At 48.9% G+C, this 23,531-nt stretch carries 26 protein-coding genes; 14 read left to right on the top strand and 12 right to left on the bottom strand.

Annotated features, from left to right (window positions below; genetic code table 11):
• The first annotated feature begins 172 nt into the window (after positions 1-172).
• From V6Z81_00310 to dnaQ, 5 genes are read left to right on the top strand one after another with little or no spacing between them, the layout of a single operon-like run.
• Entirely contained in the window at positions 173-1,006 is an 834-nt protein-coding gene (locus V6Z81_00310) for a pyruvate, water dikinase regulatory protein (protein MEG9860941.1), read from the top strand.
• A complete protein-coding gene (locus tag V6Z81_00305) occupies positions 996-1,601 on the top strand; it encodes a Maf family protein (protein MEG9860940.1) in 606 nt (201 codons plus the stop codon). Before V6Z81_00310 ends, V6Z81_00305 begins: the two co-directional genes overlap by 11 nt.
• The gene (locus tag V6Z81_00300) at positions 1,601-2,476 is read left to right on the top strand and encodes a shikimate dehydrogenase (protein MEG9860939.1); all 876 of its coding nucleotides are present in this window, start codon (positions 1,601-1,603) and stop codon (positions 2,474-2,476) included. Before V6Z81_00305 ends, V6Z81_00300 begins: the two co-directional genes overlap by 1 nt.
• 14 nt (positions 2,477-2,490) lie before the next feature.
• Positions 2,491-3,141 carry a dephospho-CoA kinase gene (gene coaE / locus V6Z81_00295; GenBank protein MEG9860938.1) on the top strand — a complete coding sequence of 217 codons (651 nt, stop codon included), beginning with the start codon at positions 2,491-2,493 and terminating at the stop codon, positions 3,139-3,141.
• Positions 3,142-3,152: 11 nt separating this feature from the next.
• On the top strand, positions 3,153-3,890 hold the full coding sequence (gene dnaQ, locus V6Z81_00290) for a DNA polymerase III subunit epsilon (protein MEG9860937.1): 738 nt from the start codon (positions 3,153-3,155) through the stop codon (positions 3,888-3,890).
• Positions 3,891-3,905: 15 nt separating this feature from the next.
• Here the strand turns inward: dnaQ and secB are convergent, their stop codons facing one another.
• Together secB and V6Z81_00280 are read right to left on the bottom strand one after the other, a co-directional pair.
• Complete coding sequence (gene secB, locus V6Z81_00285; protein ID MEG9860936.1) at positions 3,906-4,457, bottom strand: protein-export chaperone SecB; 552 nt, start codon at positions 4,455-4,457, stop codon at positions 3,906-3,908.
• A 36-nt stretch (positions 4,458-4,493) separates the two neighbouring features.
• Positions 4,494-5,003 (bottom strand): FxsA family protein, encoded by a 510-nt coding sequence (locus V6Z81_00280; GenBank protein ID MEG9860935.1) that lies wholly within the window; start codon positions 5,001-5,003, stop codon positions 4,494-4,496.
• 256 nt (positions 5,004-5,259) lie between these two features.
• Between V6Z81_00280 and V6Z81_00275 the strand changes: the two genes are divergently transcribed.
• The 4 genes from V6Z81_00275 to V6Z81_00260 all read left to right on the top strand — a co-directional run bounded on the left by V6Z81_00275 (position 5,260) and on the right by V6Z81_00260 (position 8,680).
• Entirely contained in the window at positions 5,260-5,973 is a 714-nt protein-coding gene (locus tag V6Z81_00275; GenBank protein ID MEG9860934.1) for a Tim44/TimA family putative adaptor protein, read from the top strand.
• Between the two features lie 42 nt (positions 5,974-6,015).
• Positions 6,016-7,116 (top strand): MltA domain-containing protein, encoded by a 1,101-nt coding sequence (locus tag V6Z81_00270; protein ID MEG9860933.1) that lies wholly within the window; start codon positions 6,016-6,018, stop codon positions 7,114-7,116.
• A 98-nt stretch (positions 7,117-7,214) separates the two neighbouring features.
• Positions 7,215-8,042, top strand: coding sequence for a 4-hydroxy-tetrahydrodipicolinate reductase (gene dapB, locus V6Z81_00265; GenBank protein ID MEG9860932.1), 828 nt, complete (start codon positions 7,215-7,217; stop codon positions 8,040-8,042).
• Entirely contained in the window at positions 8,039-8,680 is a 642-nt protein-coding gene (locus V6Z81_00260; GenBank protein MEG9860931.1) for a 2,3-bisphosphoglycerate-dependent phosphoglycerate mutase, read from the top strand. Before dapB ends, V6Z81_00260 begins: the two co-directional genes overlap by 4 nt.
• Before the next feature lie 20 nt (positions 8,681-8,700).
• Here the strand turns inward: V6Z81_00260 and V6Z81_00255 are convergent, their stop codons facing one another.
• Positions 8,701-9,558 (bottom strand): bifunctional helix-turn-helix domain-containing protein/methylated-DNA--[protein]-cysteine S-methyltransferase, encoded by an 858-nt coding sequence (locus V6Z81_00255; GenBank protein ID MEG9860930.1) that lies wholly within the window; start codon positions 9,556-9,558, stop codon positions 8,701-8,703.
• Positions 9,559-9,718: 160 nt separating this feature from the next.
• Between V6Z81_00255 and nth the strand changes: the two genes are divergently transcribed.
• On the top strand, positions 9,719-10,375 hold the full coding sequence (gene nth / locus V6Z81_00250) for an endonuclease III (GenBank protein ID MEG9860929.1): 657 nt from the start codon (positions 9,719-9,721) through the stop codon (positions 10,373-10,375).
• Between the two features lie 277 nt (positions 10,376-10,652).
• Positions 10,653-11,654: an adenosine kinase gene (locus V6Z81_00245; protein ID MEG9860928.1), complete on the top strand. Its 1,002-nt coding sequence runs from the start codon at positions 10,653-10,655 to the stop codon at positions 11,652-11,654.
• 9 nt (positions 11,655-11,663) lie between these two features.
• On the opposite strand, the gene coaA is transcribed toward V6Z81_00245, so the two are convergent.
• The 7 genes from coaA to hisB all read right to left on the bottom strand — a co-directional run bounded on the left by coaA (position 11,664) and on the right by hisB (position 16,449).
• Positions 11,664-12,638: a type I pantothenate kinase gene (gene coaA / locus V6Z81_00240; protein ID MEG9860927.1), complete on the bottom strand. Its 975-nt coding sequence runs from the start codon at positions 12,636-12,638 to the stop codon at positions 11,664-11,666.
• A 19-nt stretch (positions 12,639-12,657) separates the two neighbouring features.
• Positions 12,658-12,978, bottom strand: a complete 321-nt coding sequence (locus V6Z81_00235; GenBank protein MEG9860926.1) for a phosphoribosyl-ATP diphosphatase — start codon at positions 12,976-12,978, stop codon at positions 12,658-12,660.
• Between the two features lie 85 nt (positions 12,979-13,063).
• Complete coding sequence (hisF, locus tag V6Z81_00230) at positions 13,064-13,840, bottom strand: imidazole glycerol phosphate synthase subunit HisF (protein MEG9860925.1); 777 nt, start codon at positions 13,838-13,840, stop codon at positions 13,064-13,066.
• Positions 13,834-14,580: a 1-(5-phosphoribosyl)-5-[(5-phosphoribosylamino)methylideneamino]imidazole-4-carboxamide isomerase gene (hisA, locus tag V6Z81_00225; protein MEG9860924.1), complete on the bottom strand. Its 747-nt coding sequence runs from the start codon at positions 14,578-14,580 to the stop codon at positions 13,834-13,836. The genes hisF and hisA overlap by 7 nt, the downstream gene beginning before the upstream one ends.
• Positions 14,581-14,587: 7 nt before the next feature.
• Positions 14,588-15,277, bottom strand: coding sequence for an imidazole glycerol phosphate synthase subunit HisH (gene hisH, locus V6Z81_00220; GenBank protein ID MEG9860923.1), 690 nt, complete (start codon positions 15,275-15,277; stop codon positions 14,588-14,590).
• 26 nt (positions 15,278-15,303) lie between these two features.
• Positions 15,304-15,798: a DUF2628 domain-containing protein gene (locus tag V6Z81_00215; GenBank protein ID MEG9860922.1), complete on the bottom strand. Its 495-nt coding sequence runs from the start codon at positions 15,796-15,798 to the stop codon at positions 15,304-15,306.
• 33 nt (positions 15,799-15,831) lie between these two features.
• A complete protein-coding gene (hisB, locus tag V6Z81_00210) occupies positions 15,832-16,449 on the bottom strand; it encodes an imidazoleglycerol-phosphate dehydratase HisB (GenBank protein ID MEG9860921.1) in 618 nt (205 codons plus the stop codon).
• 225 nt (positions 16,450-16,674) lie between these two features.
• Between hisB and hslV the strand changes: the two genes are divergently transcribed.
• The 3 genes from hslV to V6Z81_00195 all read left to right on the top strand — a co-directional run bounded on the left by hslV (position 16,675) and on the right by V6Z81_00195 (position 20,193).
• Positions 16,675-17,238 (top strand): ATP-dependent protease subunit HslV, encoded by a 564-nt coding sequence (hslV, locus tag V6Z81_00205; protein MEG9860920.1) that lies wholly within the window; start codon positions 16,675-16,677, stop codon positions 17,236-17,238.
• Between the two features lie 19 nt (positions 17,239-17,257).
• Positions 17,258-18,586, top strand: a complete 1,329-nt coding sequence (gene hslU, locus V6Z81_00200) for an ATP-dependent protease ATPase subunit HslU (GenBank protein MEG9860919.1) — start codon at positions 17,258-17,260, stop codon at positions 18,584-18,586.
• Between the two features lie 341 nt (positions 18,587-18,927).
• On the top strand, positions 18,928-20,193 hold the full coding sequence (locus V6Z81_00195) for a DUF262 domain-containing protein (protein ID MEG9860918.1): 1,266 nt from the start codon (positions 18,928-18,930) through the stop codon (positions 20,191-20,193).
• Between the two features lie 37 nt (positions 20,194-20,230).
• On the opposite strand, the gene dnaJ is transcribed toward V6Z81_00195, so the two are convergent.
• The gene (dnaJ, locus tag V6Z81_00190) at positions 20,231-21,397 is read right to left on the bottom strand and encodes a molecular chaperone DnaJ (protein ID MEG9860917.1); all 1,167 of its coding nucleotides are present in this window, start codon (positions 21,395-21,397) and stop codon (positions 20,231-20,233) included.
• Between the two features lie 97 nt (positions 21,398-21,494).
• A complete protein-coding gene (gene dnaK, locus V6Z81_00185) occupies positions 21,495-23,447 on the bottom strand; it encodes a molecular chaperone DnaK (GenBank protein ID MEG9860916.1) in 1,953 nt (650 codons plus the stop codon).
• Positions 23,448-23,531 lie beyond the last annotated feature (84 nt).

The following is a 23,531-nucleotide window of genomic DNA, read 5'->3' as shown; positions in this document are numbered from 1 at the left end:
AAGGCTGGATATGTATTTTTTCCGGTGGAAAAAAGTAAGGGAGAACAGAGGACATATTCTAACTGTTTTTGAATTGAGGTCCTCCGACTATAAAATGTACAGTTTATTAACTTGATATTAACTATGTTTTCCCACTTCATAGAGGCTCTAGTATTCGAAAGTTATTATTTTTATGTCTGATAATAAGGATATCTTTCACCTCCATCTTATATCGGACTCAACTGGTGAAACGCTCAATACCATAGCTCGCGCTGCATGTGCCCAATATGATATGGCGAACCCCGTTGAACACGTTCATGTTCTTGTGAGGAGTGCTCGTCAACTAGAGCGAGTGTGTTCTGCTATTCAAGAAAAACCCGGTATGGTTATGTACACACTGGTTGATAATAACTTGCGCCGTCAACTGGAAAGCCAATGCCATATTCTGTCTATACCTCATGTATCAGTTCTGGACCCAGCTATTGAAGCTCTTGGTCACTACCTAGGTAGCGAGTCTACTCATCGCCCGGGAGGTCAACATGTTATGAATTCAGAATATTTTAAACGTATGGCGGCTCTTGATTATACCATCGCTCACGATGACGGACAGATGACTGAGACCTTAAACGAAGCTGATGTTATCCTCGTGGGAGTTAGCCGCACGTCAAAAACTCCAACCTGCATGTATCTGGCTCATCGAGGTATTCGGGCAGCTAATGTACCTATTGTACCGGGAATTCCACTAGACCCTATCCTCGGGGAGGTTAAGCATCCTCTCATAGTGGGGTTAACAACAAATCCGGAACGCTTGATTGAGGTGAGGCGCAATCGCATGTCGGTTTTAGTAGAAAACCGACAAACCAATTACGTAGATAAAGATCTAGTAAATGATGAAGTGCAGGATGCGCGTCGACTTTTTACGCGCTGGGGATGGGCGGTGATTGATGTGACCCGCCGCTCGGTTGAGGAGACTGCAGCCGCCATACTTGATTTGTACTCAAAGCGTCAGGAAGATTATGCACCTTGATAGGAGTGTGCCTTTGATTTTGGCATCCACCAGCGTAAGCCGCAGACGACTTGCTGAGAGTGCAGGGCTAATATGCACCGTGCAGGCATCTGGCGTTGATGAGGCTGCGATAAAGGATCAACTTGAGGGGGTTGCCCCTAAAACTTTGGCGAGCGCATTAGCTGAAGCTAAAGCGCTAGCGGTCAGTAGTGAAGAGCCGGCTTCTTTTGTCATTGGAGCCGACCAGATTTTATGGTGTGAAGGTGATTTTTTTGACAAAGCCAAAGATATGGCAGGCGCACGGCGTACGCTGGAGGCGTTGCGAGGTCGCTCTCATGAACTCTATAGTGCTGTAGTTATAGCTCGAGCTGGCATGATAGAATGGCGTTTTTGTGACCGAGCTGTGCTGACTATGCGCTTAGTTAGTGATGGTTTCTTAGAGGAATATTTAGAGAGAGTCGGGGAGGATATTCTAGGTAGTGTTGGCTGTTATCATCTGGAGGGCGTGGGCGTTCAGCTTTTTGACAAAATTGAAGGCAGTTATTTTACAGTTTTAGGATTCCCCCTCTTGCCACTGCTGGAGGCCTTACGTCATCGGGGGGTGGTGGGTTCATAGTGCCTGATGTAGTGAATAAGAATAATGCGGCAGAAATACGAGCAGGGGTTATAGGTTGGCCTATAGAGCATAGCCGCTCACCTCTTATTCATCAATTTTGGTTGCGCACTTATGGCATAACTCAGGGACGTTACGAGGCCATCGCCATAAAACCTGATGACATAGAAAGCGCTTTGAATGATATGCGTGCACAAGACTATGCGGGGGTTAATGTAACGGTTCCTCACAAAATAGCAGTTTTTGATTATGTGCAAAAATATGGAAAATTGGACAAAGCTGCCCACCATTTGGGGGCGGTTAACACTCTCGTTTTTACCCACGATAATGTGATAGGGTACAATACAGACGGGGTCGGGTTTATAGCAGGGCTTCAAAGCCAGACCCCAACATGGCAGGTAGGGCCGGTGGTTATTATAGGAGCAGGCGGTGCGGCGCGGGCGGTTATCGGGGCTTTAGCGGATTCTGGCGTGTCATTTTTTTCTGTGGTCAATCGTACCCTTTCTAAGGGTCAAGCAATTATGGATGATTTAGGGGTGGCAGGGGACGTCTTGTCCTTTGGTGATAAAGAGCGCTTATCTTCTTGTCTTACCAACGCCAGCCTTTTGGTTAACACCAGCACGTTGGGTATGACAGGTGCCCCGCCCCTTGAGTTCGATATTGCGATGCTACCTCGGGAAGCAGTGGTTTGTGACGTTGTTTATACGCCACTTGAAACACCCCTTTTGCAGGCGGCGGCGGCTAGAGGTCTTAGGGTGGTAGACGGCTTGGGTATGTTGTTGCATCAAGCGGTGCCTGGGTTTGAGGCATGGTTCGGAGTGCACCCTGAGGTCACAGAAGAGTTGAGACGCCATATTATCGATCGTCTATCTTTGTGATAGAACAGAGTCTTATGCCGTCTTCTACTTCTACGTTTCGTCCTTTGTCCGGTCGTCCCTTTGTTGTGGGGTTGACCGGCTCTATTGCAATGGGCAAGTCGGAAACGGCTAAAATGTTTCAGAGTCTCGGGGTTCCGGTGTACGATGCTGATGCGGTGGTGGGAGAGTTGTATGCCCCGGGTGGAGCGGCTGTCACGGCTATCGCTGCTGCCTTTCCGGGCGTTGTGGATGCAGGTGGGGGGATTGACAGGGTGGTGCTTTCGAAATTGGTTTTGGGAGATAAAGTGGCGGTCAGCCGTCTTGAGGACATTGTTCACCCTTTTGTTGAGGCGGGTCGGCGTGATTTTTTAAAAACCGCTATATCGCAAGCTCAGGCGCTGGTGGTTATGGATATTCCTTTGTTGTTTGAAACTGGAGGGGAGGAAAGGGTTGAGGCTGTGGTTGTGGTAAGTGCACCTGCTGATATGCAACGAGAGCGGGCTTTGGTGCGGGAGGGTATGACGGAGGAGAAGTTCGAGTCTATCTTAGCTCTTCAAATGCCTGATGAAGAAAAACGGGAGCGGGCTGATTATATTGTAGATAGTAGTCAGGGGCTTGATTATGCTTTTAAGCAGGTGAAAAAAATAGTAGCACAACTGCGTGAACAAGCGATGCAGCGAAATTAGAAAAGAGAGATATGAGAGAGATTGTTCTGGATACAGAGACCACCGGCCTTGAAGTGGATGAAGATCACCGCATTGTTGAGATTGGTTGTATAGAATTAATCAATTATGTGCCAACGGGAGAACAGTATCATACCTATGTTAATCCGGAGCGTGCCATGCCGGAGGTCGCCTGGAAGGTCCATGGTCTGGATGATACGTTTCTGGCTGACCAACCAGTCTTTACTGATATTGTAGAGGATTTTTTATCGTTTATAGGGGAAGCCCCTTTGGTGATGCATAATGCGCCTTTTGATATGGGCTTTCTTAATGCGGAGCTTAAGCGTCTTGACTGGCCACCGTTTCCGGAAGATCGAGCCATTGATACGTTGGAGATAGCGCGACGCAAATATCCAGGTCGTCCTAATAATCTGGATGCTCTATGTAGGCGCTTTAAGATTGACCTGTCTGGGCGAGAAAAACATTCCGCCTTACTTGATGCTAAACTTCTAGCCGAGGTTTATCTGAAACTTTTAGGAGGTCGTGAACCGGATTTAGGGCTTGTCAGTATGGGGGCATCTGACGGCGGAATGGTCGATGGTGGGCAAAATGGTGGTATTGCAACGGCAGCCTGTGTGGCACGGCTGCATCCGTTGCCCCCACGATTGAGCGATGAAGATCGTAAATCTCATGATATTTTTGTTGAAAGCCTAGCCCGTGATGCTGCAGATGGCATTGTTCCACTCTGGAAGCGTCTCTCTAGCGACGGGTAATTCTTAAAGGAGTTATTATACTGTTCCCGATCCGTTAATGTGTGAAGGCTCCGGTGTGTTTACTGTGTCATGCTTGACGCGGGAAGCATATAATTGTCCAAAATCCACAGGGTCTAACATAACAGGGGGAAAGCCACCATCCCGAACGGCATCTGCTAGAACTCGTCTGGCATAGGGAAACAAATGCCTAGGACACTCCACCATAATAACCTGTTGAAGAGCGTCTTCCGGAACATTAATGAGCCTGAATAGGCCGCCATAAACAAGTTCCACCATAAAGAATGTATTAGTCCCTTTGCTTGAGTCACCGGATTTGGCAGTAACTTCTATTTTTAAGTCTATGGTGTAATCGGTTTCAGCTAAGCGCCTCCCATTGACATTAATTTGGACGTCGATTTTTGGGTCTTTGTTTGAGAAATCTGTCAAATTATGTGGCGCATCCGGATTTTCAAAAGATAAATCCCGCACATATTGCGATAGGATACGCATCTGTGTCGCAGGGTGCAGATTTTCTTGCTTTTTGGCGGGGGATTGATTTTGTTGTCCTTCAGGGGGAGCGTCAGACATAAGCGCCTCTCTATTTCTATGACTTTTTGTTGGGGTTTAGGGTTGCCATGGAGAAGACGATCCGTTTTGGCTGTTGCCATCGTCACGGGATTGAGCAGAATTAGGGGTGGAGATTTCATGCCAGTCTTCGGCATCAATCACAAATCCCCCTGATTTTTCTGGTCTTTGTGTTCCTGGGGGAGAGCGGCTTTGAACTATAGAGGAGGTCAATATGTGGCGGGCTATGGTTTCCCGTAACATAGGCACTAAGAGTAAAAGCCCAAGAGCATCGGTTAGAAACCCGGGGATTATTAAAAGAATAGCGCTAGCGGTGCCAAGGGCTTTTTTAAGAAAGCCGGTTGCGGGGCTTTCATCAGTATTCTGTACTGCCCGTAGGTGGGCAAAGGTAATATAACCGTGATAGCGCAGTAAGCTAAAGCCCAGCATTGTTGATAAAATCACCAGAAACAGTGTAGCGCCTACGCCTATAAGGCTGCCTACTTCAATAAACAGGGCAATCTCAATAAACGGGAATGCTATGACAAGCGGAAGAACAAACCTGCGCAAAATATAGCCTTTTCTCAAGTTTTAGGGCATTGTAAGGCGGCTCTGTTCATAATTTAAGCATCACAGCAAAACCCTAATGGAAATACAGTGAAAATATGATGTATAATAGGTTGTTTTACAAGGCCAGCTACAAGTTCGGCTACGATAGAGGTAGGGATTATCCTTGTGTAGCCTGTTTTCTATTTACTCTGTTTGTCAAAGAAGCGTAGAGTGGTCTTTATGTTAGCCAACTTCACCATAATAGAAAGCGTTGCCCATGGAAAATGTATTTGACCTTGTCAATATCGTTTTTCTGGTTTTAGCGGTTGTTGTTTTCCTGAAGTTACGTAGTGTTTTAGGGCGTAGGACTGGCCATGAGCGCCGACCTCAGACAGACCACTTTACAGGTAGGGATACTTCTGTTGACGCTAAGGTTGGTGTTGATGTCAAGACAGGGGCGGATAAAAGCTCTACCGAAAGTGTCAGCTCCGCTGAGGGTGCCCATCAATGGGGGGCAAGAGATAAAAGCGATTGGGGCTCGGCCTCTCAGGGACTTGTTGATATTAGTGAAGTGGACAGTGAGTTTACTCCTGAAGGGTTTTTATCAGGTGCGCAGGCAGCGCACGAACTCATCGTTAATGCGTTTCCCCGTGGGGACAGAGAAACGTTGCGTGGTCTTTTGTCGGCGCAGGTTTTTGAAAGCTTTGATTCCATTATAACGCAACGTGAGGAGCGTGTAGAGAGTGTTGAGTATAGTTTTGTAGGCTTAAAAAGCGCCGATATTGTGAAAGCCGTTATTATTCAAGAAAAAGCGCAGGTAACTGTTAAGTTTGTCAGCGAGATGACGTCATGTGTGAAAGATGGCGAGGGGCGGGTTATTGAAGGCGATGCCATCTCTGTTCGTGAGGCCATTGATGTGTGGACCTTTGAGCGCAGTGTGAACTCTCGCAATCCAAACTGGAAATTAGTAGCTACTAGTGCTGCCCATTAATTTTTCTTAATGTTATATGGTGGGTGTGCCTTCAGATTGTGTATGCTAACCTTAGCGCTTGTGCTAGCGGCGTGTGATGCAGGGTGGCAGGATGCATTAAATATGGCATACGCAGACTGGAGATACTACGAAACACCCCTTTCTTTTCCGGATGGATATACTTTAGAGCCCGCATCTTTTGAAGATCTAGAGGCATGGCACGGTGATAATCATATACAAGCCCTTAAAGCGTATAAGCGTTCTTGTTTATTGTTGCCGGAAGAAATCTGGGGCAACAGTTGTAGGGCCGCTCGTGCTATAAAATCTGCGGGGTATAATGATAAGGCGGCGCAACGCTTTTTTGAAGATTATTTTCAGCCGCATTTTATTATGTCGCCTTCTCAGACCACCAGTCTTTTTACAGGCTATTACGAACCCATACTTAATGGTTCCTATAGTCAAGGTGGAACTTATCAAACCCCTTTATTGCGCCGCCCACCAGATCTTAATACACGGGTCTGGCCTGCCCGTACCATTATCGAAGAAGCTATAGCGGCACAAGCACCGGAGGTTCGTGATTTAGCTTTTGTGTGGGTGGATGACCCGGTGGCAGCCTTTTTTTTACACATTCAAGGCTCTGGTCGGGTGCGCCTTGAGGGAGGAGAGGAGATACGGGTAGCTTTTGAGGGCAAGACCGGGCGGCCTTATACCCCCATCGGACGGGTTCTGGTAGCCCGTGGTGCCCTTGAAAAAGAAAAGGTCTCAATGCAATCCATCCGTGCATGGCTTAAAGCGCACCCCGATAAAGCAGCATCAGTTATGGCGGAAAACGAGGCATATATTTTCTTCCGTCCGGAAGCCCTCAAGCCCGATGATACCGGTCCGGTAGGGGCGGCGGGAGTTCCGCTAATTCCAGAGCGCTCTTTGGCGGTTGATCAATCTGTGTTTTCTTTAGGCGTGCCGTTGTGGGTGGAAACCCAAGTTTCCGTACCGGGTGGTGGCCAGCATCTTTGGCGGCGGCTTATGGTAGCCCAAGATACTGGCTCTGCTATTCGGGGTGTTGTGCGGGGCGATATATTTTTCGGATTCGGCGATGAGGCCGCATTCAGGGCGGGTAAAATGAGTGCGCCGGGTCGTCTTGCTATTTTGCTTCCAGTACAATAATCCGATTCTGTCGTTAGCAGATTTTTTCTAAAATACTGTGATATGATTCATAATATCACATGGCGATCAAAAGTGCGGTTAAGAAGTGCGAAATAGATATGAGTGATATGAAAATTGCAATAGCAGGATGCGCTGGGCGCATGGGGCAGGCTGTAATCCGGCAACTAGCAGAAACACCGGGCGTCGTCATAAGCGGAGGATTTGAATCAGCTGGGTCAAAAGTTCTCGGAGAAGATATCGGTGTACAGGCAGGTCTCGCTCCTGTGGGAGCTGTGGTTACGGATGATCCCGCACCGGTTGTAGCAGAGGTAGATGGCATTATTGATTTTTCTACGCCCGAGACGAGTCTTAGGTCGGTAGCGTTGGCAGCACAAGCACGCATTGTTTGTGTTGTAGGCACAACAGGGTTTGCAGGTGCTGATGAGGAGCGTATCAGGGCTGCCGCTCACCATGGAGTGATTGTTAAATCTGGAAATATGAGCCTTGGGATAACGCTATTGGCGGGGTTAGTGCGTCATGCAGCGGGGGTATTGGGAGAGGCATGGGATATTGAAATTACAGAATTTCACCATCGCCACAAGGTGGATGCGCCTTCTGGCACAGCACTTCTTTTAGGGGAGGCTGCTGCTACGGGTCGAGGGGTTTCTTTTGAGGAGGTTGTATTGCGTGGTCGTGATGGGCAACCCGGCCTGCGTCCTGAGGGGGGTATTGGTTTTTCTGTGCTTCGGGGAGGTAGTGTAACAGGAAACCATGACGTTATTTTTGCTACAGAAAAAGAGCACCTTCGGTTAGCACATGTAGCGGAAGACCGAAGTATTTTTGCGCGTGGTGCGGTGGCGGCCTGTTTATGGGGAAGGGGACGCTCTCCGGGTCTTTATACCATGGAGGATGTTCTGAATTTATCTGATCGGGATGGTAGGGGATGAGCACCAAAAATGCAGAGAATAGTGGATGTCTTGTTTTGGTCCGCCATGGACAAAGCGAATGGAATGAGCAAAATCTGTTTACTGGTTGGTGTGATCCAGATCTAACAGCACTAGGTAAAGAGGAAGCTCGACAAGCGGGTTATGCTCTTAAGGAACTAGGGTTTGTTTTTGATTGGGTGTTCACCTCGGCATTGAGGCGCGCTCAACACACCAATCGGATTATTCTTGAGGTGTTAGGTCAGACTGACAAGTCTGTGGTGGTGGATGCATCTTTGAATGAACGGGATTATGGCGAATTGTCGGGTCTTAACAAAGATGCTGCCCGCAAACGCTGGGGAAAGGAGCAGATTCATATCTGGCGGCGTAGTTATGACATCCCCCCACCTGGTGGTGAGAGTTTAAAAGATACCGCCGCTCGTGTTCTGCCTTACTATAAAGAGGCCATTGCGCCACGGATTGAGGCTGGAGAAACGGTACTCGTAACCGCTCACGGAAATAGTTTGCGGGCGTTGTCTATGAGTTTGGAGGGTATGACCTCTGATCAGGTGCTTTCTCTTAATATAGGTACTGGTGAGCCTTATATTTATAGGGTAGGGGCAACTGGTGTTGTTACCAGCAAAGAGGTCCTGAAAATTTAAAAACCCCCAAGCTAGTTCCGCTACGCGGTTTCAAAAGCTAAGAGTGCGCGCTTGCGCACCAAACCCCAATGATATCCGCCCAATTCACCATCGCGGCGTACAACCCGATGACAAGGCACAACATAAGACAAGGGGTTGCGGCCTACAGCACTACCAACAGCGCGGGCGGCTTTCCCGGCTCCGGCTGTGCGGGCAACATCGGTATAGGTGGCTAGGACACCACGGGGAATGGCAAGCAAGGCTCGCCAGACCTGAATTTGAAAATCTGTGCCTATTAAAATCAGATGAAGCGGTGTTTTGTCGGTTGGTGTAAAAAAAAGCCTATCTGCATAGGGTGCAACTTTTGATGGATTTTCTATAAACCGCGCCCGTGGCCAACGGCGGGTCATATCCTCAAGGGTGGCTGTATGCGACACTTTTGTGTTATCTGCAAAGGCTACCCCGGCAAGCCCTCGCTCTGTGGCCATCAAAAGACACGCCCCAAAGGGGCTGTGGTGAAACCCATAAAACATCTCAAGACCATACCCATGGGATTTCCAATCCCCAGGGGTCATAGCCTCATGGGTGATAAATAAATCATGTAGCCGCCCGGGTCCGGAAAGCCCAGACTCAAGGGAGGCTTCCAAAATCGACGCCGTATCCCGAAGCAAACGCTGAGCGTGATTCAAGGTTAAAGATTGAACAAAGGCCTTTGGGCTAATACCCGCCCAGCGTGAAAACAATTTCTGAAAATGATGAGGGCTTAAGCCAATGTGGGTAGCAATATCATCAAGAGAAGGCTGATCGCGATAATGGGCCTGAATATACTCTATGGCACTGGCGATGCGGTCATAGTCTTGGGAGGTGGGGGAAGGGAGTATGGAAGAGGAAAGCGGCATGGTAACATAAACTCCGAAATTGGACTTATGGGGATTCCAGCAAATATTTCACTACGAACTATCAACTTGGAGCACTTTATTGGATGAGAGTCGCCTCCCGCCACCCGTTTCTTGTTATAAGTAACCCAGAGTAGCAGAGGAAAACGGGGGAGAAAAAGATATGGAGAATAACAAAATGGAGGCCCGTAAAATAGGCACATTTTTTAAGCGTCTGGAGGAACAGCGCCCGAAGCCCACCGGTGAGTTGGATCACGTCAACCCCTACACACTTTTAGTCGCGGTAGTCTTATCAGCGCAAGCGACTGATAAAGGCGTCAATAAAGCAACGGAAAAATTGTTTAAGTCTGTTACAACACCTGACAAAATGGTGCGTCTCGGCGAAGCGCGTTTGCAGGATTATATCAAGACCATCGGTCTTTATCGTAACAAGGCCAAAAATGTAATTGCTTTGTCTCGCCAACTTCTTGATAAGCACGATGGGGGTGTGCCATCCGATAGAGAAGCCTTGGAAGCCCTGCCGGGCGTTGGACGTAAGACTGCCAACGTGGTGCTGAACATCGCTTTTGGATTACCCACCATGGCGGTTGATACTCATGTCTTTAGGGTGAGCAATCGTACAGGTCTTGCTCCCGGCAAAACGCCTCTTGAGGTGGAAAATGCACTGGATAAATGTGTACCGAAAAAATATCGCCTCCATGCCCATCACTGGCTTATTCTTCATGGCCGTTATGTGTGTACGGCACGTAAGCCTCGTTGTGATGAGTGTGTCGTTCATAACATTTGTGGTTGGGAGGGTAAAACAACCGCTACCAAATAATGACGCAGCTATGTAGAGCGCTGAGGTGTTATGACATTAAGAACGGGTACGAGTATGATAAGGTAATGATAAAGCCTGTCACAAAAACCTGTCCACGATGGCTGTACTGCAAACAATTCGCCTCGTTTAAGGGAATCGTGTGTGTGGTTGTTAGCGTCAGGGAAGAGAATAAAACGCTACGAAATAAAATTACCATGGCTGATTTTTGGAGTTGGTAAAAGATGTTTATATTATGATGGAACAGGCCTACAGAAAAACGCCAAAAAACAGGAGTATAATGAGAGAAAAAGCATTTGATGTTGTGGCGATTGGTAACGCTATTGTGGATATTATCGCCGAGGCGGACGATGAGTTTTTAGAACGTGAGAATATTGTAAAAGGAACCATGACTCTGATTGATGAAAACAAAGCTGACGTATTGTATTCCCGTATGGGACCTGCGATGGAAATGTCTGGCGGGAGTGTAGCTAATATGGTGTCGGGGTTAGCATCTTTTGGGGGGCGGGCAGCTTTTATTGGCAAAGTACGTGATGATCAGCTGGGAACGGTCTTTACTCATGATATTCGCGCACAAGGTGTACACTTTGAAACCCTACCGGCAAGTGATGGGGCCGCTACCGCACGGTGTCTTGTGTTGGTAACGCAAGATGCACAACGCAGTATGAGCACGTATCTTGGGGCTAGCGTTGGATTGATGCCGCAGGACATATCCGAAGATTTAGTGAGCCAGGCGGCGGTGCTTTGTATGGAGGGATATTTATGGGATATAGCTGGTGCGCAGCTAGCGTTTCGTGAGGCTCAAAAAATTGTGTATCAGGCGGGGGGGCTTGTGGCTTTTTGTTTGTCTGATGTTTTTTGTGTTGATCGCCACCGCTCAGATTTTCTTAATCTTCTCAAGCAAGGAGCAGATATTATGTTTGGCAATGAAGTTGAAGTGATGGCTTTGTATGAAGTTGATAATTTTGACAAGGCCCTACATGCCGCACGCGAGGAGCATTGCACTATGGTGATAACCCGTTCTGAGTGGGGGTCTGTGATTGTTCGGGAGGGAGAGGTCTATCCTGTTGAGACCCATCCTACTGACCACTTAGTTGATACCACTGGTGCGGGCGACCTTTATGCAGCGGGGTTTCTTTATGGGTTTGTAAGGGGAGATGATATGCCTTCGTGCGGCTGGCTTGGCTCGTTGGCGGCGGCAGAAGCGATTAGTCATTATGGAGCGCGACCTCATACCTCCCTTGCGGATCTTGCGGAGGATTCTGCCAAAGCGCCTACCTAATAAATACCTCTATAGTTTGCGGAGCCATACTTCATTGATGGCATGGTCGGCGCTTTTGCGCAACACTAAATCAGCCCGCGCACGGGTTGGTAGAATGTTGCGTTGTAAGTTCACCAAATTTATACTTGTCCATATGTCGTTGGCGACCTCTTTGGTTTCATCATCATTGAGGGCAGCGTATCGGTGAAAGTAAGCATTAGGATCACGAAAGGCTGTGCGTCTCAACTCTAGAAAACGATCAATATACCAGTGCCGGATAATTTCTTCATCGGCATCCAGAAAAACAGAAAAGTCAAAAAAGTCAGAAACGTAGGGTTGTATGTCATAGCTTTGTCCGTGGCGAGATGTTTGAAGAACGTTAAGCCCCTCAACGATCAAAATATCGGATTGGTCAATGGTGAGCGTTTCGTCTGGCACAATGTCATAAGAGGCGTGAGAGTAAACTGGGACGCTAACACCTGATAGGCCGGATTTTACGTCTGATAAAAAATCAATGAGAGCGGATACATCAAAACTTTCTGGAAATCCCTTCCGGCTCATTAATCCACGGCGTTCCAGCACTGCATTGGGATAAAGAAATCCATCTGTTGTAACAAGGTTTACTCTGGGGTGGTTGGGCCAGCGTGCCAAAAGAGTGCGTAATATGCGTGCGGTTGTGCTTTTGCCAACCGCCACACTACCTGCAAGGCCGACAATATAAGGCGTTTTAGCGTGACTGGTTCCAAGAAACTCTCGCTCGCTTTCATATAAGGTTTGGGTAGCAGCTATATAAAGATTGAGTAATCGCGAGAGGGGTAGATAAATTTGTTCTACTTCGCTGAGCGAAATGGTTTCGCCGCGTCCGCGGAGTTGGGCTAGCTCGTCTTCTGAGAGGGGAAGCGGAGTTTCGGCTCGTAACGCCCCCCACTCCCTAGCTGAAAAGCGGCGATAGGTAAGGGGTTTCCCCACCTCGGGTAATGCCAGTTTTTGTTGGCTGTTAGACATGAACTTCAAATCTCAGCGATTAACGGCGGGTGGATTTTTCATCAAGGCCAGATGTGCCCGCCCGTCTTGCCAGTTCATCATAGACCCTATCAGCACTTACCCCCCTTGCTGCCAGTAAAACGATCCAGTGATAGAGCAGGTCGGCCGATTCGCGCACCAACTCATCAGTGCTGCCGGTAGTAGCGGCGATAATAGTTTCTACAGCTTCTTCGCCAAACTTACGCGCGCAGACAGGCACACCTTCTGCAAACAGCTGGGCCGTGTAGGATGTATCCGGGGAGGCCTTCTGGCGTGATTGTACAAGGCGCTCAAGATCATCAAGATGAGTGGCGGATACCATAGGTTCCCCTCCTGTTTGTGGTGTAACCTGAGTTTACGGAAGCACAGGCGGCAAACCTATCACACGCCGCCTATAATAACCACAATCAGGCCTGATAAATATCTGCCAAGCGCACAGGAATCCCCGCTCGTGCCATGTGGTTTTTGGCATCGGCTATGGTGTGTTCACCAAAGTGAAAAATAGAAGCCGCCAAAACAGCCTCGGCACGCCCCTCCCGAACGCCTGCTACCAAGTGATCCAACGTTCCTACACCACCACTGGCAATAATGGGTGTGGGGACGGCGTCTGATACGGCACGGGTTAGCTCTAAATCAAACCCCTCCCGCGTGCCATCCCGATCCATTGAGGTAAGCAAGATTTCCCCGGCCCCAAGATCTGTTAGGTTACGGGCGTGGGCAATAGCATCAAGTCCTGTTGGGTGCCGGCCCCCATGGGTGTAAACCATCCAACGCCCGGGTGTATCTTGACGGGCATCTATGGCAGCTACAATACATTGAGAGCCAAACTTATCTGCCGCCCTCTGCACAAAATACTTATCTTCAACAGCTGCTGTGTTAATAGAAACTTTGTCTGCGCCTGCTAGAAGAAGTTCGCGAATATCACCCAAGGTGCGTATACCGCCACCTACCGTCAAAGGCATAAAACAAGCTTCTGCCGTGCGGTGTACCACATCCAATAAAATACCACGTTCTTCATGGCTCGCTGTTATATCAAAAAAGCACAATTCATCAGCACCGGCAGCATCATAAGCCATGGCGGCAGCCACCGGGTCTCCCGCATCGCGCAAATCGACAAACCGTACACCCTTGACTATCCGCCCCTGTTTTACATCAAGGCAGGGAATAAGCCGCGCTTTCAACATGGCGTTTGGCCTTCATTGATAGCTAAAAACGCCAGCGCTTCACGGGCATCAAGCCGTCCGTCATAGAGGGCGCGTCCGGCAATAACACCAACAATGCCTTCAGCGTTGGCTGTTTTAAGCGCTTTAAGATCGCCCATGCCCGCCAGACCTCCCGAGGCAATCACAGGAACGGTAACCGTTTTTGACAGTGCAACATGAGCCTCAATGTTTAAGCCGGTGAGAACCCCATCGCGGTCAATATCTGTGTGAATGATGGCCGCTACTTTCGCGTCCTCAAACCGCAACGCCATCTCTGTGGCAGAAAGGTCGCTGGCATTGACCCATCCGTCAACCGCTACACGCCCTTCTCGGGCATCCAGCGCTACCGCGATGCGACCCTCCCAATCACGAGCTGCCTCCCGCACCAAAACCGGATCCCGCACCGCACTGGTACCGATAACAACACGTTGCACGCCTTTTTCAAGCCACATATCAATGGTTTTTCTATCCCGTATGCCTCCACCCAACTGAACCGGCAAAGAACAACCTCCGAGGATAGCGTCAACGGCGGCATCATTAACAGGCCGCCCTACAAAGGCCCCGTTAAGATCTACAACATGCAACCACGAAAACCCCAGCCCCTCAAACGCCTGAGCCTGTTTGGCCGGTGCATCATTAAATACCGTTGCCTGTGCCATGTCGCCTTGCTTAAGCCGTACACAGGCCCCGTCCTTCAAGTCAATAGCGGGAAATAAAACCATGAGACTCTTAGGGCGTCCAGCGCAGGAAGTTATGAATAAGCCGTAGGCCTGCATGTTGGCTTTTTTCCGGATGGCATTGCAAGCCGATGATATTATCGCGCCCTGCAACGGCTGTCACCCGCCTGCCATGGTCAACCTCTGCCAGAAGATGCTTAGAAGATGCGGGCTTTAAGTGATAACTATGCGCAAAATAGAAATTAGTATTGTCCAAACCCTCTAAGACCGGATGCCCATTAAGAATACGTAAATTATTCCAGCCCATGTGTGGGACCTTAACGGGCAAGGCGATACTTTCTTTTTTTGGTTTTGGTGACACCTGAGAGTCTTGGGGGTCAAGGGCTATAACATCGCCCGGCAACCAACCGAACCCATCATGACGACGACCATGCTCGTGGCTGTGGGTGGCCATGAGCTGCATACCTACACAAATACCAAGAAAAGGTCGTCCAGCCTTTACAACAGATTCGGTAAGAGCTTCAATCATGCCCTCATATTGTGAAAGGCCTGTTTGGCAATCTCCAAAAGCTCCCACCCCGGGCAACACAATTCGTGTTGCTCTCAAGACATCTTCCGGTTTTGCTATTACTTGAACGGCACCACCTACACCCTGTTCGTGGGCTACACGCTCGAACGCTTTGGCCGCAGAATGAAGATTGCCGGAGCCATAATCAATAATGGCGACAGAAATATCGTTCATGGAGACATGGTTTACAGAGACGGAACTCACACAACGCTGCCGTATGGCGGAAAGACACCAAAGGCTGATTCATAATAACTATGGAAAGGGACGGTGTATCGTACGCTTTCAGGAGAGTATGTTTGCGTGGGGGGAAGCCCTATCAAGGGGTTGCTGTTGGCAAAATATCGCCTCTCGGCCTGAAACAAATCGGAGGTCACAACTACAGCTACAATACGATATCCCAATCGGTTAAGAGTCCAACGGCGTAGATTATTTCCCTCATAACCCATTAACACATTAATAGCATCGGCGAGCATAGGTGCTACACCAGCTACATACTTGCTAAACAAGCTAGCCCCGATAAGGTCAACACCAAAACGTGTCACCAGCAAACCGCCTGCCACCCGACACATTTTATGATAGAGAAGAAAAAACAGTGGAATAAAAATACCAAACCAACTGAAACCTTCTTTAATCAGAAACGTTCCTGCATCGTCGTATCCCATAAGAGAATTTTTGTAAGTTGTATAACTACGCATTTGGGCGTTCTCCTAAATGGGCTTTTATTCCACTTATCTCACACTACCAAGAACACCCTTTGTGGAGGGTAAGGCGCTTTGCTGGCGTGGATCTATAGTTACTGCATCTTTGAGCGCCCGAGCCAGACCTTTATAGCATGACTCAATAATATGGTGAGTGTTGATTCCGTACAGATTTTCAACATGGAGTGTCACGCCGGCTGATTGAGCAAACGCCTGAAACCATTCCCGAAACAATTCAGTGTCCATTTCACCTACTTTTGCGTGAGGCATGTCAACCCGCCAGACAAGACTCGAGCGTCCAGAAATGTCTAACGCCACCCGAGTGCATGCTTCATCCATAGGAATAAGAGCATGAGCAAAGCGGCAAATGCCCCGATATTCGCCAAGGGCACTAGCTAGCGCGCTGCCAATCACAATGCCGGTGTCCTCTGTGGTGTGATGCTGGTCTATGTGCAAATCGCCGGTGGCTTTTACATCAAGATCAACAAGAGAATGCCGCGCTAACTGCTCTAACATGTGGTCTAGAAATCCAATGCCGGTACTGATATCATATTGACCTGTGCCATCCAGATTAAGGTTGACGGATATCTGCGTTTCTTTTGTTTTCCGGTCCAGCTGGGCGGTTCGAGCGGGCGTTTTTTGAGTCATGGGCCGTGGGTGCTCCCTGAGGGCAGATTAATGTTACACCATTTGCTTTACATATTCAGGCGTTCTATCAGGTCTTGGGCGGTTGTGCCAGCCTGATTCCTTATAAAACCGCCCATCTCCCATGAAAAACGCCTAAGACCCTTGACCGGAGATAAGAAAAGCCACATGAAGGGCATAGTTCTTTTTTCATTTGGATGTGGTTTTGGCGCTATGATTTTTTCTGAAATGTCAACCTCTGGTGCGTCGCCGTGGCATGGTACAACGATTTTATGTGTTCGCAAGGATAGTAGGCTGGTGATGGTGGGTGATGGTCAGGTAAGCACCGGCAACATTATTATGAAGAACAATGCTCGTAAGGTTCGGCGTTTGGGAGCGGCGGATCAAAATGTTGTAGCGGGGTTTGCAGGGGCTACGGCTGATGCTCTTACTCTTTTTGAGCGCCTTGAGGCCAAGTTGGAGCAATACCCGGGACAGTTGATGAGAGCGTGTGTGGAGTTGGCGAAGGATTGGCGGACGGATCGTTTCTTACGGCGTTTGGAGGCTATGATGATTGTAGCCGATGAGCAGGCGAGCTTTGTGTTGACGGGTGCCGGTGATGTGCTGGAGCCGGAAGGCGGTGTTGTGGGTATAGGGTCCGGGGGGGCGTATGCGTTGGCGGCGGCTCGGGCGTTGATGGATTCGTCTATGGATGCTGAAACTATTGCGCGGCGTTCTATGGATATTGCCTCTGAGATTTGTGTTTTCACCAACAAGACGTTGACAATGGAGAGCATTGAAGGGGCTCACTGATTTATAGTTAGGCAGGGGTATGATGCGTACAGTTACGGATTCGGTTGCTTTTAGTCCTCGTGAGATTGTATCCGAACTCAATCGACATATTGTTGGACAAGCCGATGCAAAACGCGCGGTTGCTATTGCTTTGCGTAATCGTTGGCGTCGCCAGCATTTGGATGATAATTTGCGTGAGGAGGTATTACCTAAGAACATTTTGATGATTGGGCCTACGGGTGTTGGAAAGACGGAAATATCGCGGCGGTTGGCCCGGTTGGCGCAAGCGCCGTTTGTTAAAGTTGAGGCCACCCGCTTTACGGAGGTAGGTTATGTGGGGCGGGATGTTGAGCAGATTATTCGTGATTTGGTGGCGGAAGGCATCGCCATGGTGCGGGAGCGGCGCCATCGGGAAGTAAGAGCACAGGCTCATGTTCGTGCTGAAGAGCGGGTTTTAAAGGCGTTGGCGGGCAAAAATGCTTCCCGTGAGGAGTGTGATAATGTGCGCCGTCAGTTGCGTGCCGGTGAGTTGGACAATCAGGAAATTGAAATAGAGATAGCCGACAACCGTAATCCTTTAGCGGCACTTGATATTCCGGGTATGCCGGGTGCGCAGATGGGTATGTTTGACGTTGGAGATTTGTTTGGCAAGGCCATGGGGCAACGTACCCGCAAGCGGCGTGTAAGCGTGAGTGAATCGCATGAGATTTTAACGGCGGAGGAAGCGGATAATCTACTTGACGAAGACCAGATGACTCAAGAAGCTTTAAAGGCGGTCGAAAATAATGGTATTGTTTTTCTGGATGAGGTAGACAAAATATGTGCCCGTAGTGATCATGCTGGTGGTGATGTGAGTCGCGAGGGAGTGCAACGTGATTTGTTGCCTTTGTTGGAAGGTGCGACGGTAGCAACCAAACATGGGATAGTGCGTACCAATCATATTCTTTTTATTGCATCGGGTGCATTTCATGTAGCTAAACCTTCTGACCTATTGCCGGAGATGCAGGGGCGGTTGCCTATTCGGGTGACATTAAATCCGTTAAGTCGGGATGATTTCCGTCTTATTCTCACAGATCCTGAGGCGAGTTTGATCCGTCAGTATGAAGCGCTGATGAAAACGGAGGGGGTAACGTTGACTTTTAGTGAGGACGGTATTGATGCTTTGGCGGATATTGCGGTAGCGGTTAACACGCAAGTAGAAAATATAGGCGCCCGGCGGTTGCATACGGTATTGGAGCGGGTTTTGGATGAGATTAGTTTTACGGCTACAGAGCGGACCGGGGATAACATTGTGGTGGATGCAGATTTTGTAGCTCACAATATAGGTGATTTGAAAGACAACACGGACCTCTCCCGTTTTGTGCTTTAGGGTACGCAGATCCTTTAAGCCTTTAAAAAGGCGTATATTTTTGAGAACATAAAATACAAACCCACAGATTTATCCCCAATCCTTTAAGAGGTAGGGTGGTTGCGCTGGGCAAACAGACATTCATAAGGGGTTGATTTTTAATAATATTATTGATGTACCCTGGTTGGTAAATGGTAAGGATTAGAAAAAGACCCAAATAACATCATGGTTTTCCACAGTTGGGCGGTAGAGGGCTATGGTGGTCATAGCAATAGGCCAAATGCTTTTGAAAAAGGCTTTTTTTTAGATGTTATGTTGAGGCTCACGGAAGATTGTAATTCATTGTTTTGAGGAGTTACTTCATGCGGACAAGTAAAGAAAGATATCCCATCCCTACGCTTTGCGGTCTCAAAAATATAGTTGATCCGACCCCGGATTACCAGAGACCACCCGTTTGGACACAAAAGCAGAAACAGCTTCTGATTGATACTATTCTGCGTGGGTATGACATTCCCAAAATGTACTGGCAACGGCTGGACGATGATTCACAACACGAGTTCGCCGTAGTTGACGGACAACAACGGCTTCGAACTCTCTGGGAGTTCTGTGATGGCGAATTTCCATTGGCCAAGGACGCTGACCCAGTCGTTGACGTGAATAAAGCTGGAAAAAGTTATGAGATAGCTGGAAAACATTATAATGATCTGGATTTTGATCTTCGCAGGAACTTTGACATATATGTGCTTGATGTGGTTGTCGTTGAGGACGCCGTTAAGACGGATGAAGAAGACGAAGTGCGGGAGATGTTCCTACGTTTGCAGAACGGGACCACGCTGAAGGCTCAGGAGAAACGGAACGCGATGTCAGGGCAGATGCGGGATTTCGTGAAGAGGATAGCAGAGCATCCGTTTTTCGAAAACTGCAAGTTCACCAATTCTAGATTTACATTTGACCTTGTGGCGGCTCAGATGATCTGCTTGGAGATAGCCGGTGGACCTACCAGTATTCGCGATGGCGACTTGAACCGAATGTATCAGGAAAACACCCGGTTTGATGACAACTGCAAGGATGCAAAGAAGGTCATCCATGTGCTTGACTACCTCCATCGGGCCTTTCCAGAAAAAACGCCCGAACTGGAACGCTACAACGCGATCACTCTCTACTGCCTCGGCTCAACTCTCATAGGTCGCTATGTCCATGAAGAAACCGAGGTCAAACTGTCCCAGTGGTTTATTGACTTCGAAAAGAAGCGAAGGGACAACGATAATCTTGACGAGGAAGAACGGGACCCGAGCCTCATCGAATATAAAGGGTTAACCAGCTCTTCGACCGATTCGAGAGAATCTATTCAGGGGAGATTGGATTATGTCGAGCGTCGATTCTTCTCTGATTTCCCTGACATTGAGTTCAAGGATGAGACCCGGGCATTCTCACATGAGCAACGGCTGGCGATCTTTAGACGGGGTAAAGGTGTTTGCCAGATAAAAATGCATTGTGGTGGGGAGAAGCTTGGTTGGCATGAGTGGCACGCTGACCATATCGTCCCGCACACCAAGGGTGGGAAGACGATTGTCTCTAACGGACAGGTCGCCTGTCCGAAATGCAATCAGGCTAAGGGTGGTGGTTAACGGAGGGCGCTGTTTTCGTAATGTCAGACGAGTTGCATTATTCTCCAATCCCGTCAAAAAACTCCTTCACTCGATGCAAAAAGCCATGACTTTCAGGATGGGTTTTTTCACCCGCGCTTTCAGCAAATTCTTGCAGAAGAGCCCGTTGGCTATCGCTAAGATTAACCGGCGTTTCCACAGTTACACGCACATAAAGATCCCCGTGAGCACTTGAGCGCATAATTGGCATGCCCTGTCCCTTAAGACGGAAACGCCGACCTGTCTGGCTGCCCGCCGGTATACGCAACCGGACTTTGCCGTTAATCAAAGTGGGTACTTCAATGTCACCCCCCAATGCAGCGGTGGTCATGGTGATGGGCATATCGCAAAACAAATTATCGCCATCCCGTTGAAATAAATCATGAGGACGGACAGACAGAAAAATGTATAAATCCCCTGCTGTTCCCCCTTGAGGCCCCGCCTCTCCTTCTCCGGCCATGCGAATGCGGTTGCCATCTCTAACACCGGCAGGGATTTTAACTGAGAGTTCTCGTGTTCGGCTAACCCGCCCGCGTCCATGACATTGGATGCACGGGCTTTTAATAATTTGTCCCCCGCCCTGACAATGCGGACAAGTGCGCTCTATGGTGAAAAAACCTTGGCTGGCATGAGTAACTCCCGCCCCGCCACACGTAGGACACGATACCGGCTCTGTGCCGGGGGCCGCACCCTTGCCCCCGCAAGCATCACACGCAACAGCGGTGGGGACTTTGATATGGGCTTCTTTGCCTCGGGCGGCATCCTCCAGAGAAATGGTCATGTCAAACTGCAAATCGTTGCCACGGCGGTGTTGTCCCCCGCGACGACCTCGCGGACTTTGGTGTCCACCGCCGATACCACCAAACAAATCTTCAAATACAGAGGAAAAATCGGGAAAATTAGAAGTCCCTGCGCCAAAACCACCGCTCTGAAAACCGCTTTGGCCGGGCCTTCCACCTCCTTCAAAGGCTGCATGACCAAACTGGTCGTAGGCTGCCCGTGCTTGATCATCTTTTAAGATATCATAGGCTTCATTGATTTCTTTAAAGTGCTTCTCGGCTTCCGGATTATTGGCGTTACGGTCGGGGTGATATTTTTTGGCCAGCGTACGATACGCCTTTTTTAAGTCATTCTGAGAGGCGGTGCGATCAACATTGAGCACCTCATAAAAATCACGTTTGGCCATAGCGCTTGTATTGTTTGTCCTGCCTGCATGAGCGCGCCGCTTGTTCTAACCGGCTTCCAGCTCCCTACCGCATCCCACCGTCCGCGGTTGCGCTGAATTAAGAGGCTCTGTTTTTCTTTTCATCTTGTTCGTCATCAAGAGGTTCAAAGTCGGCCTCTACGACATCATCGCCATTATTACTTCCGGTGCTATCGTCCGCCGTATCACCACCGGCGCCATCCTCTTCACTCTGGCTCTCCTGTTGCGCTTTGTAAAGCGCTTCACCCACCGCCATAGAAGCTTGCGCTAGGGCGGCTGATTTTTCTTTAATGTTATCCCCGCTGGCGCTTTCATCCTCAAGAGCAGATTTGAGCGCGGTTATGGCTGCCTCTACGGTCTGGCGTTGGTCCTCGCCTACTTTATCGCCCGCCTCGGTCAAGGTTTTTTCTGTGGTGTGGATTAAACTCTCCGCCTGATTTCTTATCTCGACTGTTTCCCGTCTCTTTTTATCTTCCTCGGCGTGGGTCTCTGCATCCTTGACCATGGAGTCAATATCGTCATCACTCAAGCCGCCGGAGGCTTCAATGCGAATCTGTTGCTCTTTTCCGGTAGCCGTGTCTTTGGCCGACACATTGACGATGCCGTTTGCATCAATATCAAAAGAGACTTCAATTTGAGGTACGCCGCGTGGCGCTGCCGGGATGCCTACCAAATCAAAAGAGGCTAGCAACTTATTGTCGCTTGCCATTTCGCGTTCGCCTTGAAAGACTCGAATGGTTACGGCTGATTGATTATCTTCCGCCGTTGAAAAAGTCTGCGATTTCTTCGTGGGAATAGTCGTATTGCGATCAATTAACCGGGTGAACACCCCACCCAAAGTTTCGATGCCGAGAGACAAGGGGGTTACATCAAGCAACAACACATCTTTGACGTCGCCCTGCAATACACCCGCTTGAATGGCCGCGCCCATGGCGACCACCTCATCAGGATTAACGCTTGTGTTGGGTTCTGAGCCGAATAATTCTTTAACGAATGTCTGAATTCGCGGCATGCGGGTTTGTCCACCCACCAACACCACTTCATCAATTTCTCCGGCTGTTAGACCAGCATCCTTCAAAGCCGCCTGACACGGCGTACGGGTGCGCTCTACAAGAGCATCTACGAGAGATTCCAGCTTGGCACGCGTCAACTTCATGGTTAAATGCTTCGGCCCTGACTGATCTGCCGTAATAAAAGGCAGGTTCACTTCTGTTTGTTGGGCTGATGAAAGCTCTACCTTGGCTTTTTCGGCGGCCTCCTTGAGGCGTTGCAGAGCTAGTTTGTCGCCTCTTAAATCAATACCGTTTTCCTGTTTGAACTCGTCAGCGAAATAATCAACCAGCCGGAGGTCAAAATCTTCTCCACCCAAAAAGGTATCGCCATTAGTGGCCTTAACCTCAAAGATCCCATCACCAATCTCCAAAATTGATACGTCAAAGGTACCCCCGCCTAAATCATAAACGGCAATGGTTTTCCCTTCTTTTTTATCAAGGCCGTAGGCAAGCGAGGCCGCCGTGGGCTCATTGATAATGCGCAAAACCTCAAGACCGGCAATCTTGCCCGCATCTTTGGTAGCCTGACGTTGGGCATCGTTAAAGTAGGCAGGTACGGTGATGACCGCTTTTTCAACTTTTTCACCGAGATAAGTTTCGGCAGTTTCTTTCATCTTCTGGAGGATGAAAGCAGAAATCTGCGAAGGAGAATATTTTTCGCCGCGCCCCTCAATCCACGCGTCACCATTATCCGCCTTGACGATGTGGTAGGGCACCATATCTCTATCTTTGGCTACAGTGGGGTCCTCATAGGAGCGACCGATTAAGCGTTTGATAGCAAAAAACGTATTTTCAGGATTCGTGACTGCCTGGCGTTTTGCTGGTTGACCGGTAAGACGTTCGTTGTCTTCACTAAAGGCGACCATGGAGGGTGTTGTGCGAAACCCTTCTGCGTTTTCAATGACTTTGGCTTGCGCCCCGTCCATAACGGCTACGCAGGAATTTGTGGTTCCAAGGTCAATGCCAATAACCTTGCTCATCTATCTGTATCCTCTGATGTTGTGTTTGTGGTTGGTATGAATGAAAGCCATTGGCATCAGATGATAGCCAGTGACCGCCATTGT

The sequence above is a fragment of the Parvularculales bacterium genome, assembly GCA_036881865.1.
Classification (GTDB): domain Bacteria; phylum Pseudomonadota; class Alphaproteobacteria; order JAPOUT01; family JBAJNM01; genus JBAJNM01.
This window is presented reverse-complemented; position numbering and strand designations above follow the sequence as displayed.

What these genes read in the sequence shown, in the direction of transcription:
- V6Z81_00310 (MEG9860941.1), top strand. Translation starts at nt 173, where the DNA reads ATGTCTGATAATAAGGATATCTTTCACCTCCATCTTATATCGGACTCA.
- V6Z81_00305 (MEG9860940.1), top strand. Translation starts at nt 996, where the DNA reads ATGCACCTTGATAGGAGTGTGCCTTTGATTTTGGCATCCACCAGCGTA.
- coaE (MEG9860938.1), top strand. Translation starts at nt 2,491, where the DNA reads ATGCCGTCTTCTACTTCTACGTTTCGTCCTTTGTCCGGTCGTCCCTTT.
- dnaQ (MEG9860937.1), top strand. Translation starts at nt 3,153, where the DNA reads ATGAGAGAGATTGTTCTGGATACAGAGACCACCGGCCTTGAAGTGGAT.
- secB (MEG9860936.1), bottom strand. Translation starts at nt 4,457, where the DNA reads ATGTCTGACGCTCCCCCTGAAGGACAACAAAATCAATCCCCCGCCAAA.
- V6Z81_00275 (MEG9860934.1), top strand. Translation starts at nt 5,260, where the DNA reads ATGGAAAATGTATTTGACCTTGTCAATATCGTTTTTCTGGTTTTAGCG.
- V6Z81_00270 (MEG9860933.1), top strand. Translation starts at nt 6,016, where the DNA reads ATGCTAACCTTAGCGCTTGTGCTAGCGGCGTGTGATGCAGGGTGGCAG.
- dapB (MEG9860932.1), top strand. Translation starts at nt 7,215, where the DNA reads ATGAGTGATATGAAAATTGCAATAGCAGGATGCGCTGGGCGCATGGGG.
- V6Z81_00260 (MEG9860931.1), top strand. Translation starts at nt 8,039, where the DNA reads ATGAGCACCAAAAATGCAGAGAATAGTGGATGTCTTGTTTTGGTCCGC.
- V6Z81_00255 (MEG9860930.1), bottom strand. Translation starts at nt 9,558, where the DNA reads ATGCCGCTTTCCTCTTCCATACTCCCTTCCCCCACCTCCCAAGACTAT.
- nth (MEG9860929.1), top strand. Translation starts at nt 9,719, where the DNA reads ATGGAGAATAACAAAATGGAGGCCCGTAAAATAGGCACATTTTTTAAG.
- V6Z81_00245 (MEG9860928.1), top strand. Translation starts at nt 10,653, where the DNA reads ATGAGAGAAAAAGCATTTGATGTTGTGGCGATTGGTAACGCTATTGTG.
- coaA (MEG9860927.1), bottom strand. Translation starts at nt 12,638, where the DNA reads ATGTCTAACAGCCAACAAAAACTGGCATTACCCGAGGTGGGGAAACCC.
- V6Z81_00235 (MEG9860926.1), bottom strand. Translation starts at nt 12,978, where the DNA reads ATGGTATCCGCCACTCATCTTGATGATCTTGAGCGCCTTGTACAATCA.
- hisF (MEG9860925.1), bottom strand. Translation starts at nt 13,840, where the DNA reads ATGTTGAAAGCGCGGCTTATTCCCTGCCTTGATGTAAAACAGGGGCGG.
- hisA (MEG9860924.1), bottom strand. Translation starts at nt 14,580, where the DNA reads ATGGTTTTATTTCCCGCTATTGACTTGAAGGACGGGGCCTGTGTACGG.
- hisH (MEG9860923.1), bottom strand. Translation starts at nt 15,277, where the DNA reads ATGAACGATATTTCTGTCGCCATTATTGATTATGGCTCCGGCAATCTT.
- V6Z81_00215 (MEG9860922.1), bottom strand. Translation starts at nt 15,798, where the DNA reads ATGCGTAGTTATACAACTTACAAAAATTCTCTTATGGGATACGACGAT.
- hisB (MEG9860921.1), bottom strand. Translation starts at nt 16,449, where the DNA reads ATGACTCAAAAAACGCCCGCTCGAACCGCCCAGCTGGACCGGAAAACA.
- hslV (MEG9860920.1), top strand. Translation starts at nt 16,675, where the DNA reads ATGTCAACCTCTGGTGCGTCGCCGTGGCATGGTACAACGATTTTATGT.
- hslU (MEG9860919.1), top strand. Translation starts at nt 17,258, where the DNA reads ATGATGCGTACAGTTACGGATTCGGTTGCTTTTAGTCCTCGTGAGATT.
- V6Z81_00195 (MEG9860918.1), top strand. Translation starts at nt 18,928, where the DNA reads ATGCGGACAAGTAAAGAAAGATATCCCATCCCTACGCTTTGCGGTCTC.
- dnaJ (MEG9860917.1), bottom strand. Translation starts at nt 21,397, where the DNA reads ATGGCCAAACGTGATTTTTATGAGGTGCTCAATGTTGATCGCACCGCC.
- dnaK (MEG9860916.1), bottom strand. Translation starts at nt 23,447, where the DNA reads ATGAGCAAGGTTATTGGCATTGACCTTGGAACCACAAATTCCTGCGTA.